General features: G+C 70.2%; 14 protein-coding genes. 9 read left to right on the top strand and 5 right to left on the bottom strand.

What is annotated here, in order from left to right; genetic code table 11:
- The first annotated feature begins 108 nt into the window (after positions 1-108).
- From gap to pgi, 6 genes are all read left to right on the top strand, one after another.
- Positions 109-1,116, top strand: coding sequence for a type I glyceraldehyde-3-phosphate dehydrogenase (gene gap, locus OHA81_RS08615; protein ID WP_329194293.1), 1,008 nt, complete (start codon positions 109-111; stop codon positions 1,114-1,116).
- Positions 1,117-1,255: 139 nt separating this feature from the next.
- Positions 1,256-2,467, top strand: coding sequence for a phosphoglycerate kinase (locus OHA81_RS08610; protein ID WP_329194291.1), 1,212 nt, complete (start codon positions 1,256-1,258; stop codon positions 2,465-2,467).
- A gap of 6 nt (positions 2,468-2,473) precedes the next feature.
- Positions 2,474-3,250 (top strand): triose-phosphate isomerase, encoded by a 777-nt coding sequence (tpiA, locus tag OHA81_RS08605; RefSeq protein ID WP_329194288.1) that lies wholly within the window; start codon positions 2,474-2,476, stop codon positions 3,248-3,250.
- Positions 3,251-3,399: 149 nt separating this feature from the next.
- Entirely contained in the window at positions 3,400-3,621 is a 222-nt protein-coding gene (secG, locus tag OHA81_RS08600) for a preprotein translocase subunit SecG (RefSeq protein ID WP_190182709.1), read from the top strand.
- A 181-nt stretch (positions 3,622-3,802) separates the two neighbouring features.
- Positions 3,803-4,138 (top strand): RNA polymerase-binding protein RbpA, encoded by a 336-nt coding sequence (locus OHA81_RS08595; RefSeq protein WP_007263454.1) that lies wholly within the window; start codon positions 3,803-3,805, stop codon positions 4,136-4,138.
- 164 nt (positions 4,139-4,302) lie between these two features.
- Complete coding sequence (gene pgi, locus OHA81_RS08590) at positions 4,303-5,961, top strand: glucose-6-phosphate isomerase (RefSeq protein WP_329202102.1); 1,659 nt, start codon at positions 4,303-4,305, stop codon at positions 5,959-5,961.
- Between the two features lie 76 nt (positions 5,962-6,037).
- Here pgi and pgl read toward each other — a convergent pair whose 3' ends face one another.
- From pgl to tkt, 5 genes are all read right to left on the bottom strand, one after another.
- A complete protein-coding gene (pgl, locus tag OHA81_RS08585; protein ID WP_329194286.1) occupies positions 6,038-6,814 on the bottom strand; it encodes a 6-phosphogluconolactonase in 777 nt (258 codons plus the stop codon).
- A 115-nt stretch (positions 6,815-6,929) separates the two neighbouring features.
- On the bottom strand, positions 6,930-7,979 hold the full coding sequence (opcA, locus tag OHA81_RS08580; protein WP_329194284.1) for a glucose-6-phosphate dehydrogenase assembly protein OpcA: 1,050 nt from the start codon (positions 7,977-7,979) through the stop codon (positions 6,930-6,932).
- Positions 7,976-9,505 carry a glucose-6-phosphate dehydrogenase gene (zwf, locus tag OHA81_RS08575; protein WP_329202100.1) on the bottom strand — a complete coding sequence of 510 codons (1,530 nt, stop codon included), beginning with the start codon at positions 9,503-9,505 and terminating at the stop codon, positions 7,976-7,978. The genes opcA and zwf overlap by 4 nt, the downstream gene beginning before the upstream one ends.
- Before the next feature lie 2 nt (positions 9,506-9,507).
- Positions 9,508-10,626, bottom strand: coding sequence for a transaldolase (gene tal / locus OHA81_RS08570; RefSeq protein WP_329194282.1), 1,119 nt, complete (start codon positions 10,624-10,626; stop codon positions 9,508-9,510).
- A 34-nt stretch (positions 10,627-10,660) separates the two neighbouring features.
- The gene (gene tkt / locus OHA81_RS08565) at positions 10,661-12,763 is read right to left on the bottom strand and encodes a transketolase (RefSeq protein ID WP_329194281.1); all 2,103 of its coding nucleotides are present in this window, start codon (positions 12,761-12,763) and stop codon (positions 10,661-10,663) included.
- A 276-nt stretch (positions 12,764-13,039) separates the two neighbouring features.
- Here tkt and OHA81_RS08560 point away from each other — a divergent pair, with 276 nt between their 5' ends.
- From OHA81_RS08560 to OHA81_RS08550, 3 genes are all read left to right on the top strand, one after another.
- Entirely contained in the window at positions 13,040-13,981 is a 942-nt protein-coding gene (locus tag OHA81_RS08560) for a heme o synthase (protein WP_329194279.1), read from the top strand.
- Positions 13,982-14,020: 39 nt separating this feature from the next.
- The gene (locus OHA81_RS08555; protein ID WP_329194277.1) at positions 14,021-14,335 is read left to right on the top strand and encodes a hypothetical protein; all 315 of its coding nucleotides are present in this window, start codon (positions 14,021-14,023) and stop codon (positions 14,333-14,335) included.
- Between the two features lie 148 nt (positions 14,336-14,483).
- Positions 14,484-15,605: an amidohydrolase family protein gene (locus tag OHA81_RS08550; protein ID WP_329194275.1), complete on the top strand. Its 1,122-nt coding sequence runs from the start codon at positions 14,484-14,486 to the stop codon at positions 15,603-15,605.
- The last annotated feature ends 4 nt before the right edge of the window (positions 15,606-15,609 follow it).

The following is a 15,609-nucleotide window of genomic DNA, read 5'->3' as shown; positions in this document are numbered from 1 at the left end:
CCGATGTCACTCAGAAGCTCACGGAGAGGTAGGGTCGTAAGCGGTCGGGGACATCCCATACAGCTCGCCGGGGGACTTTTACCGGCGCACCAACGAGGAGATCGGTTCGTGACGATCCGCGTAGGCATCAATGGTTTTGGTCGTATTGGCCGCAACTACTTCCGGGCGCTCCTTGAGCAGGGAGCGGACATCGAGATCGTCGGTGTCAACGACCTGACTGACAACGCCACTCTGGTGCACCTGCTCAAGTACGACACCATCCTCGGCCGCCTCAAGGCCGAGGTCTCCCACACCGACGACACCATCACCGTCAACGGCAACACCTTCAAGACGTTCGCCGAGCGCGACCCCGCCAACCTGCCCTGGGGCGAGCTGGGCGCCGACATCGTCATCGAGTCGACCGGCATCTTCACCAAGAAGGCCGACGCCGCCAAGCACATCGCGGCCGGCGCGAAGAAGGTCCTCATCTCGGCCCCGGCCAAGGACGAGGACATCACGATCGTGATGGGTGTCAACCAGGACAAGTACGACGCGGCCAACCACCACGTCATCTCCAACGCCTCCTGCACCACCAACTGCGTGGCACCGATGGCCAAGGTCCTCGACGAGAACTTCGGCATCGTCAAGGGCATGATGACGACGGTCCACGCGTACACCAACGACCAGCGCATCCTCGACTTCCCGCACTCGGACCTGCGCCGCGCCCGTGCCGCCGCCGAGAACATCATCCCGACCTCGACCGGTGCCGCCAAGGCCACCGCGCTGGTCCTCCCGCAGCTCAAGGGCAAGCTGGACGGGATGGCCATGCGCGTGCCGGTGCCGACGGGCTCGGTCACCGACCTCGTCCTGGAGCTCTCCCGCGAGACCACCAAGGAAGAGATCAACGCGGCGTTCCAGAAGGCCGCCGAGGGTCAGCTCAAGGGCATCCTCGACTACACCGAGGACGCGATCGTCTCCTCCGACATCGTGAACTGGCCCGCGTCCTGCACCTTCGACGCGTCCCTGACGATGGTTCAGGACGGCAACCAGGTCAAGGTCATCGGCTGGTACGACAACGAGTGGGGCTACTCCAACCGCCTCGTCGACCTGACGGTGTTCGTCGGCGGTCAGCTCTGATCGTCACGGCAGGCAGCACGATGTGAGGCACAGGGTCCGAGTGGCGCAACGAGGCGCCGCACGGGCCCTGTGGCTTGTCTCGTACCCTCTCACCCAGGTCGGGACGGAAACCCCGCGTGGGGATAAGGAGTAGAAACACATGAAGACGATCGACGAACTTCTCGCCGAGGGCGTCTTGGGCAAGCGGGTCTTCGTCCGCGCGGACCTCAACGTGCCGCTCGCCGGCACCGAGATCACCGACGACGGGCGCATCCGCGCCGTCCAGCCGACCATCGCCAAGCTCGCCGAAGCCGGCGCCCGCGTGATCGTCGCCTCGCACCTGGGCCGTCCCAAGGGCGCCCCGGACCCGGCGTTCTCGCTGGCCCCCGCCGCCGAGCGGCTCGGTGAGCTGCTCGGCACGGACGTCGCGTTCGCCACCGACACCGTCGGCCCGTCCGCCAGGGAGACCGTCGCGTCCCTCGCCGACGGCCAGGTCGCCGTCATCGAGAACCTGCGCTTCAACGCCGGCGAGACCTCGAAGGACGACGCCGAGCGCGGCGCCTTCGCCGACCAGCTCGCAGAGCTCGCCGACCTCTACGTCGGCGACGGCTTCGGCGCCGTCCACCGCAAGCACGCGTCGGTCTTCGACCTGCCCGCGCGCCTGCCCCACGCGGCCGGCTACCTCATCGCCACCGAGGTCGGCGTCCTCAAGAAGCTGACCGACGAGGTCAAGCGCCCGTACGTGGTCGTACTCGGCGGCGCCAAGGTCTCCGACAAGCTCGCCGTCATCGACCAGCTGCTCGGCAAGGCCGACCGCATCCTCATCGGCGGCGGCATGGCGTACACCTTCCTCTACGCCAAGGGCTTCGAGGTCGGCATCTCCCTGCTCCAGAAGGACCAGGTGGACGTCGTCAAGGAGTACATGGCCCGGGCCGAGAAGAGCGGCGTCGAGCTGGTCCTGCCGGTCGACATCCTCGCGTCCGCGGACTTCCCCGACCTCAAGGGCAAGACCCCGGCCGACTTCATCACCGTCGACGCGGACAAGATCCCCGCCGACAAGGAGGGTCTGGACATCGGTCCCAAGACCCGTGAGCTGTACGCGTCGAAGATCGCCGACGCGGAGACCGTGTTCTGGAACGGTCCCGTGGGCGTCTTCGAGCACCCCGACTACGCCGGAGGCACCCGCGCGATCGCGCAGGCCCTCGTCGACAGCGACGCGTTCACCGTCGTCGGCGGCGGGGACTCCGCCGCCGCGGTGCGCACGCTCGGCTTCGACGAGAACGCTTTCGGCCACATCTCGACCGGTGGCGGCGCCTCCCTCGAATACCTCGAGGGCAAGACGCTCCCCGGCCTCGCCGCACTGGAGGTCTGACACTCAATGACCACGCGCACCCCGCTCATGGCGGGCAACTGGAAGATGAACCTCAACCACATCGAGGCCATCGCCCACACCCAGAAGCTCGCCTTCTCGCTCGCCGACAAGGACTACGACGCCGTCGAGGTCGCGGTCCTGCCGCCCTTCGTCGACCTGCGCTCCGTCCAGACCCTCGTCGACGCCGACAAGCTGAAGATCAAGTACGGCGCCCAGGACATCTCGGCGCACGACTCCGGCGCCTACACCGGTGAGGTCTCCGGCCCGATGCTGGCCAAGCTGGCCTGCACGTTCGTGGCCGTGGGCCACAGCGAGCGCCGCCAGTACCACGGCGAGAGCGACGAGCTCTGCAACGCCAAGGTCAAGGCCGCCTACCGCCACGGGCTCACCCCGATCCTGTGCGTCGGGGAGGGCCTCGACGTCCGCAAGGCCGGCCGGCAGGTCGAGCACACGCTCGCCCAGGTCGACGGCGGCCTGGCCGGTGTCCCCGCCGAGCAGGTCGAGTCCATCGTGATCGCCTACGAGCCCGTCTGGGCCATCGGGACCGGCGAGGTCGCCACCCCCGAGGACGCCCAGGAGGTCTGCGGGGCGATCCGCGGCCGCCTGGCCGAGCTGTACTCGCAGGAGCTGGCCGACAAGGTCCGCATCCAGTACGGCGGCTCCGTCAAGTCCGGCAACATCGCCGCGATCATGGCCCAGCCCGACGTCGACGGCGCCCTGATCGGCGGCGCGGCACTGGACGTGGAAGAGTTCGTCAAGATCGTCCGCTTCCGGGACCAGTAGGGCCCGGCCGTCCCCGCAGCGAGTATGCGCCAGGACGGATCCGTCGTACCCTTGCGGGGGCCAGGAGGCTGTACCACCAGCCACTGGCCCCCGCGCCCGGCACAATCGGATGGCCGGAACAGCCAGGAAAGTAGGAACCAGCCGTGATTCTGGGGTTCTCGATCGCCCTGATCGTCTTCAGCGCCCTGCTGATGCTGCTCGTGCTGATGCACAAGGGCAAGGGCGGTGGCCTTTCCGACATGTTCGGCGGCGGCATGCAGTCGTCGGTGGGCGGCTCCTCGGTCGCCGAGCGCAACCTGGACCGCATCACCGTCGTGATCGGTCTCCTGTGGTTCGCCTGCATCGTCGCGCTCGGCCTGCTGAGGAAGTAACCCGCGAGCCGAGCGTTCCGGCCATAGTGCCGGTCCGCCGCGCCCCCTGCGGCCTATCATGGGCTCCTGCGGGGGCGCCCCCTGCAGTTGCTGGACGGCCGCCCGGCCTTACGTAGACTTGGGCGCCCGCAGCGGAAAACCCCTCACGCTCCGCGGCACCATCAGGCAGGGAGTTACGACCGTGGCAAGTGGCAACGCGATCCGTGGAAGTCGGGTCGGAGCGGGGCCGATGGGCGAGGCCGAGCGCGGCGAATCCGCGCCCCGCCTGCGCATCTCCTTCTGGTGCTCGAACGGGCACGAGACGCAGCCGAGCTTCGCCAGCGACGCACAGGTACCGGACACTTGGGACTGCCCGCGCTGCGGCTTCCCCGCCGGCCAGGACCGGGACAACCCGCCTGCGCCGCCGCGCACCGAACCGTACAAGACGCACCTGGCCTACGTGCGGGAGCGGCGTACCGATGCCGACGGCGAGGCGATCCTCGCCGAGGCGCTCGCCAAACTCCGGGGCGAGATCTGAGAGTCGGCCCTCGCCGGTCCACTCAAGAGTGACTGGGGGCCCGGCCCGCGGGAGAGAACAATCCCGCGGGCCGGGCCCCTTTGTGCGCGTTGTCCCCCTTCGGATCCCTTAGGTTGGGGCGTGGCGGGGCACAACAGGACGGAAGAAGTGGGTTGATGTCCGAGATGAACGCAGACAGCCGTAAGACGAGGCTCAACCGGACGCCCGAGTGGCTGGCACTCGGAAAGCACCGGGAAGCGCTGGGGCAGACGCATCTGCGGGAGCTGTTCGAGACGAATCCCGGCCGGGGCGCCGGCTACACCCTGCGGGTCGGCGACCTGCACATCGACTATTCGAAGCACCTCGTCACCGACGAGACGCTCGCACTCCTGCGTGAACTGGCGTCGGCCACCGGCGTGGCCGAGCTGCGCGACGCGATGTTCCGCGGTGAGAAGATCAACACGACGGAGGACCGGGCGGTCCTGCACACCGCGCTGCGCGCGCCCCGGGACGCGGTGGTCGAGGTGGACGGGGAGAACGTCGTGCCCGCCGTCCACGCCGTGCTCGACAAGATGGCCGCCTTCTCCGAGCAGGTGAGGTCGGGGGAGTGGACCGGGTTCACCGGCAAGCGCATCAAGAACGTCGTCAACATCGGCATCGGCGGCTCCGACCTCGGTCCGGCGATGGCCTACGAGGCGCTGCGCGCCTTCACCGACCGCGGGCTGACCCTGCGCTTCGTGTCCAACGTGGACGGCGCCGACCTGCACGAGGCGCTGCGGGGACTGGACCCCGCCGAGACGCTGTTCATCATCGCCTCCAAGACGTTCACGACCATCGAGACCATCACCAACGCCACTTCGGCGCGGACCTGGCTGCTGGCCGGGCTGGGCGGTGACGACGCGGCGGTGGCCCGGCACTTCGTGGCGCTGTCGACCAACACCGGGAAGGTGGAGGAGTTCGGCATCGACCCGGCCAACATGTTCGGGTTCTGGGACTGGGTCGGCGGCCGCTACTCCTTCGACTCCGCCATCGGCCTCTCGCTGATGATCGCGATCGGCCCGGACGCCTTCCGGGAGATGCTGGGCGGTTTCCACACCGTGGACGAGCACTTCCGTACGGCGCCGCCGGAGGAGAACGCGCCGCTGCTGATGGGCTTGCTCGGCGTCTGGTACGTGGGCTTCTTCGACGCGCAGTCGCACGCCGTGCTCCCCTACAGCCACTACCTCTCGCGCTTCACGGCGTACCTGCAACAGCTGGACATGGAGTCCAACGGCAAGTCCGTGGACCGGGACGGACAGCCGGTGGACTGGGACACCGGCCCGGTGGTCTGGGGCACGCCCGGCACCAACGGGCAGCACGCGTACTACCAGTTGCTCCACCAGGGCACCCGGATGATCCCGGCGGACTTCATCGGCTTCGCCCGCCCGGTGGCGGAACTGGAACCCGAACTGGCGGCGCAGCACGACCTGCTGATGGCCAACTTCTTCGCGCAGACCCAGGCACTGGCCTTCGGCAAGACGGCGGAGGAAGTGCGGGCGGAAGGCGTCGCCGAGGAGTTGGTCCCGCACAAGACGTTCCGCGGCAACCACCCGACCACGACGATCCTCGCGGACGAGCTGACGCCGGCGGTACTGGGTCAGCTGATCGCCCTCTACGAGCACAAGGTGTTCGTCCAGGGCGCGGTGTGGAACATCGACTCCTTCGACCAGTGGGGCGTGGAACTGGGGAAGGTGCTGGCCAAGCAGCTCGAGCCGGCCCTGGTCGACGGCTCCCACATGGAGGACCTCGACCCTTCCACCCGGGAGCTGGTCTCCACCTACCGCACGCTGCGCGGCCGGTCCTGATCCGGCGGCGGGTGCGGGGGCCGCGACAGGCCCCCGCACCCGTCCCCACCCGTCCGCGGACCGGCGGGTAGAGCCGTCAGACCGGCGGGTAGAGGCCCGCGGGCAGCTTCGCCGCCGCCGGGCGGTCCAGCAGCCACAGGGTCCGGCTGCGCCCGTACGCGGCCGCCGCCGGGGCCTGCACATCGCCCGCGCCGCCGAGCGCGATGGCCACCGCGCCCGCCTTGTCCTCGCCCGCCGCCAGCAGCCAGACCTCGCGCGCCGCGCGGATCGCCGGGAGGGTCAGCGAGACCCGGGTCGGCGGCGGCTTCGGCGCCCCGTGCACCCCGACCACCGTGCGGTCGCTCTCGCGCGCCGCCGGGTGCTCCGGGAACAGGGAGGCGACGTGCGTGTCCGGGCCGACGCCCAGCATCAGCACGTCGAAGGTGGGGACCGGGCCGTGGTCCTCGGGCCCCGAGGCCTTGCGCAGCTCCTCGGCGTAGGCCGCCGCCGCCGCGTCGACGTCCGTCCCGTACGGGCCGTCCGACGCCGGCATCACGTGGACGCGCGCCGGGTCGACGGGGACGGCGTCCAGGAGCGCCTCCCGGGCCTGGACGTGGTTGCGCTCGGGGTCGTCGGCGGGGACGTAGCGCTCGTCGCCCCACCACAGGTCCAGCCGGGACCAGTCGATCGCGTCCCGGGCCGGGGCCGCGGCGAGCGCGGCCAGCAGCCCGTTGCCGTTGCGGCCCCCGGTCAGCACCACCGAGGCGCTGCCGCGGGCCGCCTGCGCGTCCACGACCTTCGTGATGAGCCGGGCCGCCGTGGCCTGGGCCATCAGTTCCTTGTCCCGGTGGACGACGACCTGGGGAGTCGTCATACCCATGTGCGTGCCGCCTTCTTGCTCGTGCCGGACCGGTCCGGCGCCTGAGGGAAAGGGAACGGCCGCCGGCCGGACCCCCTCGGGAGGGGGTCCGGCCGGCGGCCGAGAAACGTCACTGCTTGGCCGTGGCCTTCTTCGCCGCGGTCTTGGCGGCCGGCTTGGCCGCGGGGGCCTTCGCCGGGGCTTCCGCGGGAGCTTCCGCGGGGGCTTCCGCGGGAGCGGCGGCCGGGGCACCGGCCGCCTCCAGCCGGTCCACGCCGAACTTCAGCGAGGCCTCGTACGTGTTGTCCGGGTCCAGCCGGCGCAGCTCCTCCGCGAGCAGCTCGGCCGTCTCACGCCGCTTGAGGGCCACCGCCCGGTCGGGCTGACCGGGCATGCACAGCGTCGCCAGGGAGCCGTCCGCGCGGTCCAGGACGATCGTGCCGTCCTTGGTCTCCATGCGTACGGCGGTCAGGCCCGGGCCCTGGGACAGCGTGCGCGTCACCGGCACGCCGAGGCGGTCCGCCAGCCACATGGCCAGCAGCTCGCAGCTGGGGTTCTCGTCCTCGCCCTCGACGGTGGCGGAGATGACCGACACCCTCTGCTGGTCCAGCGCGGCGGCCAGCATCGAGCGCCAGGGCGTGATCCGGGTCCACGACAGGTCCGTGTCACCCGGTGCGTACGCCTGCGCCCGGGCGCCGAGCGCACCGACGGGCTCCTCCGAGGAGTAGGTGTCCGTGATCCGGCGCTGACCGAGCGCACCCAGCGGGTCGCCCGCCAGGTCCATCGGAGCCCCCTCCGGCCACCAGACGACCACGGGGGCGTCGGGCAGGAGGAGCGGGAGAACCACCGACTGGGCGTGGTGGACCAGTTCACCGTGCAGGCGCAGCACCACCGTCTCGCCGGTACCGGCGTCCGTCCCGACGCGGATCTCCGCGTCGAGCCGGGCGTCGCGACGGCTGCGGGGGGAGCGGCTGACCCGCCTGACCACGACGATGATCCGCGAAGGGTGTTCGTGGGACGCGTCGTTAGCCGATTTGAGCGCGTCGTACGCGTTCTCCTCGTCGGTCACGATCACCAGCGTGAGGACCATGCCGATGGCGGGCGTGCCGAGCTCCCGGCGTGCCTGCACCAACGCGGCGTTGATCTTGCTGGAGGTGGTCTCCGTAAGGTCGATCTTCATGGCCGGCGCCAGCTCCGTCCGTCTCGTGCGAGCATCTCGTCCGCCTCGACCGGCCCCCAGGTGCCCGCCGGGTACTGCGCGGGCTTCCCGTGCTTGTCCCAGTACTCCTCGATCGGGTCGAGGATGTTCCAGGACAGTTCGACCTCCTGGTGGCGCGGGAAGAGGTTCGCGTCACCCAGCAGGACATCGAGGATCAGCCGCTCGTACGCCTCGGGGCTGGACTCGGTGAAGGACTCGCCGTAGGCGAAGTCCATCGTCACGTCGCGGACCTCCATGGAGGTGCCCGGAACCTTCGAGCCGAAACGCACCGTGATGCCCTCGTCCGGCTGGACCCGGATGACCAGGGCGTTCTGCCCCAGCTCCTCGGTCGCGCCCGACTCGAACGGCAGGTACGGGGCCCGCTTGAAGACGACCGCGATCTCGGTCACCCGACGGCCCAGGCGCTTGCCGGTCCGCAGGTAGAACGGGACGCCCGCCCAACGGCGGTTGTTGATCTCCAGCTTGATGGCCGCGTAGGTGTCGGTCTTCGACTTGGGGTCGATGCCGTCCTCTTCGAGGTACCCGACGACCTTCTCGCCGCCCTGCCACGCCGCCGAGTACTGGCCGCGCACGGTGTGCTTGCCCAGGTCCTCCGGCAGCTCCACGGCGGTCAGCACCTTGAGCTTCTCGGCCACCAGCGCCTTGGGGTGGAAGGAGCCGGGCTCCTCCATCGCGGTCAGCGCCAGCAGCTGGAGCAGGTGGTTCTGGATGACGTCACGGGCCGCGCCGATGCCGTCGTAGTAACCGGCCCGGCCGCCGATGCCGATGTCCTCGGCCATCGTGATCTGCACGTGGTCGACGTACGACCGGTTCCAGATCGGCTCGAACATGGTGTTGGCGAAGCGGAGCGCCAGGATGTTCTGGACGGTCTCCTTGCCGAGGTAGTGGTCGATCCGGAAGACCTCGTCACGGGGGAAGACCTCGTGGACGACCTTGTTGAGTTCCTCGGCGCTCTTGAGGTCGTGGCCGAAGGGCTTCTCGATGACGGCGCGCCGCCAGGAACCCTCCTTCTGCGCCAGACCGTGGTCCTTGAGCTGCTGGACCACCTTGGGGAAGAACTTGGGCGGGACCGACAGGTAGAAGGCGAAGTTGCCGCCCGTGCCCTGCGCCTTGTCGAGCTCTTCGATCGTTGCCTTGAGGGTTTCGAAGGCCGCGTCGTCGTCGAACTCGCCCTGGACGAAGCGGCAGCCCTGGACCAGCTGCTGCCAGACCTCCTCGCGGAAGGGGGTGCGCGAGTGCTGCTTGACGGCCTCGTACACCTCCTGGGCGAAGTCCTCGTCGTGCCACTCGCGGCGGGCGAACCCGATCAGCGAGAAGCCCGGGGGCAGCAGGCCGCGGTTGGCGAGGTCGTAGACGGCGGGCATCAGCTTCTTGCGCGACAGGTCACCCGTAACGCCGAAAATGACCAGGCCGGACGGCCCCGCGATACGCGGGAGCCGCCGGTCCTGTGCGTCACGAAGCGGGTTCGCTCCGTTCACCGACAAAATACTCAGTCCTCCGCGGGGGCGAGGCGCTCGAGCTCCGCCTGGGTCGACTTCAGCAGGTCGTTCCACGACGCCTCGAACTTCTCGACGCCTTCGTCTTCGAGCAGCTGGACCACTTCGTCGTACGAGATGCCCAGCGCGGCGATCGCGTCGAGCTCGGCGCGCGCCTGCGCGTACGTGCCGTGAATGGTGTCGCCGGTGACCTCACCGTGGTCGGCGGTGGCGTCCAGGGTGGCTTCCGGCATGGTGTTGACGGTGCCGGGGGCGACCAGGTCCACCACGTACAGGGTGTCCTTGTACGCCGGGTCCTTCACGCCGGTCGAGGCCCACAGCGGGCGCTGCTTGTTGGCGTGCGCCTTGTCCAGGGCGGCCCAGCGCTCGGAGGAGAAGACCTCCTCGTACGCCTCGTAGGCCAGGCGGGCGTTGGCGAGCGCCGCCTTGCCCTTGAGGGCCTTGGCCTCGTCGGTGCCGATGCCGTCCAGGCGCTTGTCGATCTCGGTGTCCACGCGGGACACGAAGAAGGAGGCCACCGAGTGGATCTTGGAGAGGTCCAGGCCCGCGGCCTTCGCCTTCTCCAGACCCGCCAGGTACGCGTCCATGACCTGGCGGTAGCGCTCCAGCGAGAAGATCAGGGTCACGTTGACGCTGATGCCCCGGCCGATGACCTCGGTGATCGCGGGCAGGCCGCCCATGGTCGCCGGGATCTTGATCAGGGTGTTCGGGCGGTCCACCAGCCAGGCCAGCTGCTTGGCCTCGGCGACGGTCGCCTTGGTGTTGTGGGCCAGGCGCGGGTCGACCTCGATCGAGACCCGGCCGTCCTGGCCCTCGGTCGCGTCGAAGACCGGCCGCAGGATGTCGGCGGCGTCGCGGACGTCCGCCGTGGTGATCATGCGGATGGCTTCCTCGACGGTCACCTTGCGGGCGGCGAGGTCCGAGAGCTGCCCGTCGTAGCCGTCTCCCTGGCTGATGGCCTTCTGGAAGATCGACGGGTTGGTGGTGACACCGACCACGTGCTGCTGGTCGATCAGCTCGGCGAGGTTGCCGGACGTGATGCGCTTGCGGGACAGGTCGTCCAGCCAGATCGCCACGCCCTCGTCGGAGAGGCGCTTGAGTGCGTCTGTCATGGGAATTGCATCTCCTACTGGTCGTGTAAGGGCGTCAGCGCGCGGCGGCGGCGAGCGATTCGCGGGCGGCTGCGGCAACGGCCTCGGGAGTGAAGCCGAACTCGCGGAAGAGCACCTTCGCGTCGGCCGAGGCACCGAAGTGCTCCAGGGACACGATGCGGCCGGCGTCACCGACGAAGCGGTGCCAGGTCAGGCCGATGCCCGCCTCGACGGCGACGCGCGCACGCACGGACGGCGGCAGGACGCTGTCCTTGTACGCCTGGTCCTGCTCCTCGAACCACTCGACGGACGGCATCGACACGACCCGGGTCGCGATGCCCTCGGCCTGCAGCGCCTCACGCGCAGCGACGGCCAGCTGGACCTCGGAACCGGTGCCGATGATGACGACCTGCGGCTCGGCCTTCGCGCCGTCCGCGCCGGCCGCCTCGAACAGCACGTACCCGCCCTTGGCGGCGTCGTCGTTGCGCTCGTACGTCGGCACGCCCTGACGGGTCAGCGCCAGACCGTGCGGGGCGCCCTTGCCGAACACCTTGGTGTGGCGGCGCAGGATCTCGCGCCAGGCGACGACGGTCTCGTTCGCGTCGGCCGGCCGGACCACGTTCAGGCCCGGGATGGCGCGCAGCGAGGCGAGGTGCTCGACCGGCTGGTGGGTCGGGCCGTCCTCACCCAGGCCGATGGAGTCGTGCGTCCACACGTAGGTGACCGGCAGGTGCATCAGGGCCGACAGGCGCACGGCGTTGCGCATGTAGTCGGAGAACACCAGGAAGGTGCCGCCGTAGATGCGGGTGTGGCCGTGCAGCGCGATGCCGTTCATGGACGCGGCCATGGCGTGCTCGCGGATGCCGAAGTGGATGGTGCGGCCGTACGGGTCGGCCTCCGGCAGCGGGTTGCCCTCCGGCAGGAACGAGGAGTTCTTGTCGATGGTGGTGTTGTTGGAGCCGGCCAGGTCGGCCGAGCCGCCCCACAGCTCCGGGATGACCGGGCCGAGCGCCTGGAGCACCTTGCCGGAGGCCGCGCGGGTGGCGACGCCCTTTCCGGGCTCGAAGACGGGGAGCTTGTCCTCCCAGCCCGCGGGCAGCTCGTTGGCCTCGATGCGGTCGAACTCGGCGGCGCGCTCCGGGTTGGCGGTGCGCCAGGCGGAGAAGTCCTTCTCCCAGGCGGCCTTGGCCTCGCGGCCGCGGTCCAGCGCCTTGCGGGTGTGCGCGATGACCTCGTCGGAGACCTCGAAGGTCTTCTCCGGGTCGAAGCCGAGGACGCGCTTGGTGGCGGCGACCTCGTCGTCACCGAGGGCCGAGCCGTGCGCGGCCTCGGTGCCCTGGGCGTCCGGGGCCGGCCAGGCGATGATCGAGCGCATGGCGATGAAGGACGGACGACCGGTCTCGGCCTTCGCCGCCTTGAGCGCCTCGAAGACCGCCTTCGGGTCGAGGTCGCCGTTCTCCTTCGGGGCGACGCGCTGGACGTGCCAGCCGTACGCCTCGTAGCGCTTGAGGGTGTCCTCGGAGACGGCAGTCTCCGTGTCGCCCTCGATGGAGATGTGGTTGTCGTCCCACAGCAGCACCAGGTTGCCGAGCTTCTGGTGGCCGGCCAGGGCCGACGCCTCGTGGGAGATGCCCTCCTGGAGGCAGCCGTCACCGGCGATCGCGTAGACCATGTGGTCGAACGGGGAGGTGCCCGGGGCGGCGTCCGGGTCGAACAGGCCGCGCTCGTAACGGGCGGCCATGGCCATGCCCACCGCGTTGGCGACGCCCTGGCCGAGCGGGCCGGTCGTGGTCTCCACGCCGGCCGTGTGGCCGTACTCCGGGTGACCGGGGGTCTTGGAACCCCAGGTGCGGAACGCCTTGAGGTCGTCCAGCTCCAGGCCGAAGCCGCCGAAGTAGAGCTGGGTGTAGAGGGTGAGGGACGAGTGGCCCGCGGAGAGCACGAAACGGTCGCGGCCGACCCACTGGGGGTCCGCCGGGTCGTGGCGCATGACCTTCTGGAACAAGGTGTACGCGGCGGGGGCCAGGCTCATCGCCGTTCCGGGGTGGCCGTTCCCGACCTTCTGGACCGCGTCCGCGGCCAGGATGCGGGCGGTGTCGACGGCCCGCTGGTCCAGTTCGGTCCACTCGAGCTCTGTGGTGGTCGGCTTGGTGCTCACCGTGAGTCAGGGCTCCTCTCCACATGTTGTTTCCCGGTGACGAACGGTGCACCGGCGCGATTCCGAGCCTACCCCCGAGACGGCGCGCCACTATTCGAGTGCCGGTAGTGCGTCGCCGGGTCGCCGACTGGTGTTCACCTGCGCCCGGACCGATCGGCCCAACACGAGGCGACCCCGGGGCCGGGCGGGGTGAGGGCAACGTCTAGAGTGGCGTAGTACGTGCAAGCCTTACGGGCCTCTTGCCCCGGCTTGCTGAATTCTCTGTCAGGGGTGTGCGTGACGGCCGTCGAATCCCGTCCAGCGGGGGTGCTGGGGACCCCTCCCGGTCATCGGCCGTTCGGGGCCAGGGTCATGGCTTTCGTGGCTTTGACCAAGCCGCGGATCATCGAACTTCTGCTGATCACCACAGTGCCGGTGATGTTCCTCGCCGAACAGGGCGTGCCGTCCTTGTGGCTGGTTCTCGCGACCTGCTTCGGCGGATACCTGTCGGCGGGCGGCGCCAACGCGCTGAACATGTACATCGACCGCGACATCGACGCGCTGATGGACCGTACGTCGCAGCGCCCGCTGGTGACCGGCATGGTGAGCCCGCGCGAGTGCCTGGTCTTCGGCATCTCGCTCGGGGTCCTCTCGACCCTGTTCTTCGGTCTGCTGATCAACTGGCTGTCCGCCGCGCTCTCGCTCGGCGCGCTCCTCTTCTACGTCGTCGTCTACACGATGCTGCTCAAGCGGCGCACCGCCCAGAACATCGTCTGGGGCGGCATCGCGGGCTGCATGCCGGTGCTCATCGGCTGGTCGGCGGTGAAGAACGAGGTCTCCTGGGCCGCGGTCATCCTCTTCCTCGTCATCTTCTTCTGGACGCCGCCGCACTACTGGCCGCTGTCGATGAAGGTCAAGGACGACTACGCCCGGGTCGGCGTACCGATGCTGCCGGTCGTCGCCGGCAACAAGGTCGTGGCCCGTCAGATCGTCCTCTACAGCTGGGTGATGGTGGCCGTCTCGCTGCTGCTGACCCCGCTGGGCTACACCGGCTGGTTCTACACCTCCGTCGCGCTGCTGGCGGGCGGCTGGTGGCTGTGGGAGGCGCACGCGCTGAACGCGCGGGCCAAAGCCGGGGTGACGGGCGCGAAGCTCAAGGAGATGCGGCTGTTCCACTGGTCGATCACCTACGTGTCGCTGCTCTTCGTCGCCGTGGCCGTGGACCCCTTCCTGCGCTGACGCTTCCTCCGTTCATTACCCGCCGGTAGCATGCCGTCCATGGCAGACACCACCGCAGACACGAAGAAGCAGGACCGGACGGCCGCGAAGCTGGCCAGGCAGATCGGCGCGTTCGCCAAGCGGCACGGCGGCGCCGAGGGGCAGCTCGCGCACATCGGGCAGGCCGGCACCCGGATCGTGCTCGTCGGCACGGACGGCGGCTGGGGCGACCTGGTGGCCCCGACCTACGCGGCGGCCGAGCAGGCCGCCGAGAAGGCCGGGCTGACCCTCCACGAGGAGTTCGACGGCGAGTTCGCCGCCCGCGTGAAGACCGGCCCGTACGAGTGGTCGCGCATGGCCGGGATCCAGATCTAGGGCGTGTCCCGAGAAGTCCCGCCCGGCCCGAGGGGCCGGTGGTCCTTTCGGGGGCGGCTCGGTCAACAGCGCGAGCAACACCTGTCACGCCGCTCACCCGTTAGGACGTGTGGAAGCCGCTTCCTCACGTCCGCAACGGGATGCCCGGATGATCGAAACGCCGCCCCTGGTGGACCAGTACTGCCAGGGAGTGCTCCGCACCGAGCTCGGCCTCGGCACCTTCGAGGCCGAGCTGGTCCGCTCGGCAGGCCCGCCCGCCGCGGGCACCACCTTCTTCGACACCCAGACCGGCTTCGCCGTACGCCGCTGGTGCCCGCCGCTGCTCGGGCTCGAACCCCACTGTCCGCCCGTCCGCTACCTCGCCCGGCGGCGCGAACTCGGCGTCACCGAGGCCGGGCGGCTGCTGCTGCGGGGCGCGGGGATCGGCGCCTACCTGGTCGACACGGGTGCGCCCGGCGACCTCACCGCCCCCAAGGAACTGGCCCGCGCCGGTGACGCCGAGGCGTTCGAGGCCGTCCGGCTGGAGCCGCTGGCCGAGCAGGTGGCCGATACCTCCGGGACCGTCGCCGCCTTCCTCGCCAACCTGGCCGAGGCCGTCCACCACGCCGCCGCCGGGGCCGTCGCCTTCACGTGCGGGGCGGGCGCGCGGTATCCCGCCGTCCTGGCCCAGGCGCCCGAACCGCCCGGACCGGGCGACGTACGGGGAGCCGCCGGACGGTGGCTGGCCGGCCGCGCCAAAGGGGACACCGTGCGCGACCCCGTCCTCCTGCGGCACCTGCTGTGGAGCGCCGTCGCGACCGGGCTGCCGATCCAGCTGCACACCGGTGCCGCGGAGCCCGGGCAGCGGCCCGAGCACGCCGATCCCGCGCTGCTGACCGGCTTCGTACGGGCCACCCGGGGCGCGGGGGTGCCGCTGGTGCTCCTCGGCGGTTATCCGCACCACCGCGCCGCCGCCGGGCTGGCCGAGGCGTTCCCGCACGTGTACGCCGACCTGGGGCCGCTCCTCGCGCGGACCGGCGCGGGAGCGGCGGCCGTACTGGCCGAGCTGCTGGAAGTCGCGCCGTTCGGGAAGCTGCTCTACTCCAGCGGCGGCCGGCGGCTGCCCGAGCTGCACGCGGTGGGCGCCCTGGTGTTCCGCGAGGCGCTGGGCCGGGTGCTGCTCGGCTGGGTCGGCGACGGGGCCTGGTCCTGGCGGGACGCGGACCGCGTCGCGGCGATGATCGCGGCGGGCAACGCCCGTCGCGTCTACCGGCTGGACGAGCGGGCCTGACCGC

The organism is Streptomyces sp. NBC_00667 (genome assembly GCF_036226825.1).
Classification (GTDB): domain Bacteria; phylum Actinomycetota; class Actinomycetes; order Streptomycetales; family Streptomycetaceae; genus Streptomyces.
The sequence above is the reverse complement of the archived record's forward strand: the minus strand, read 5'-3'. Positions and strand labels throughout refer to the sequence as shown.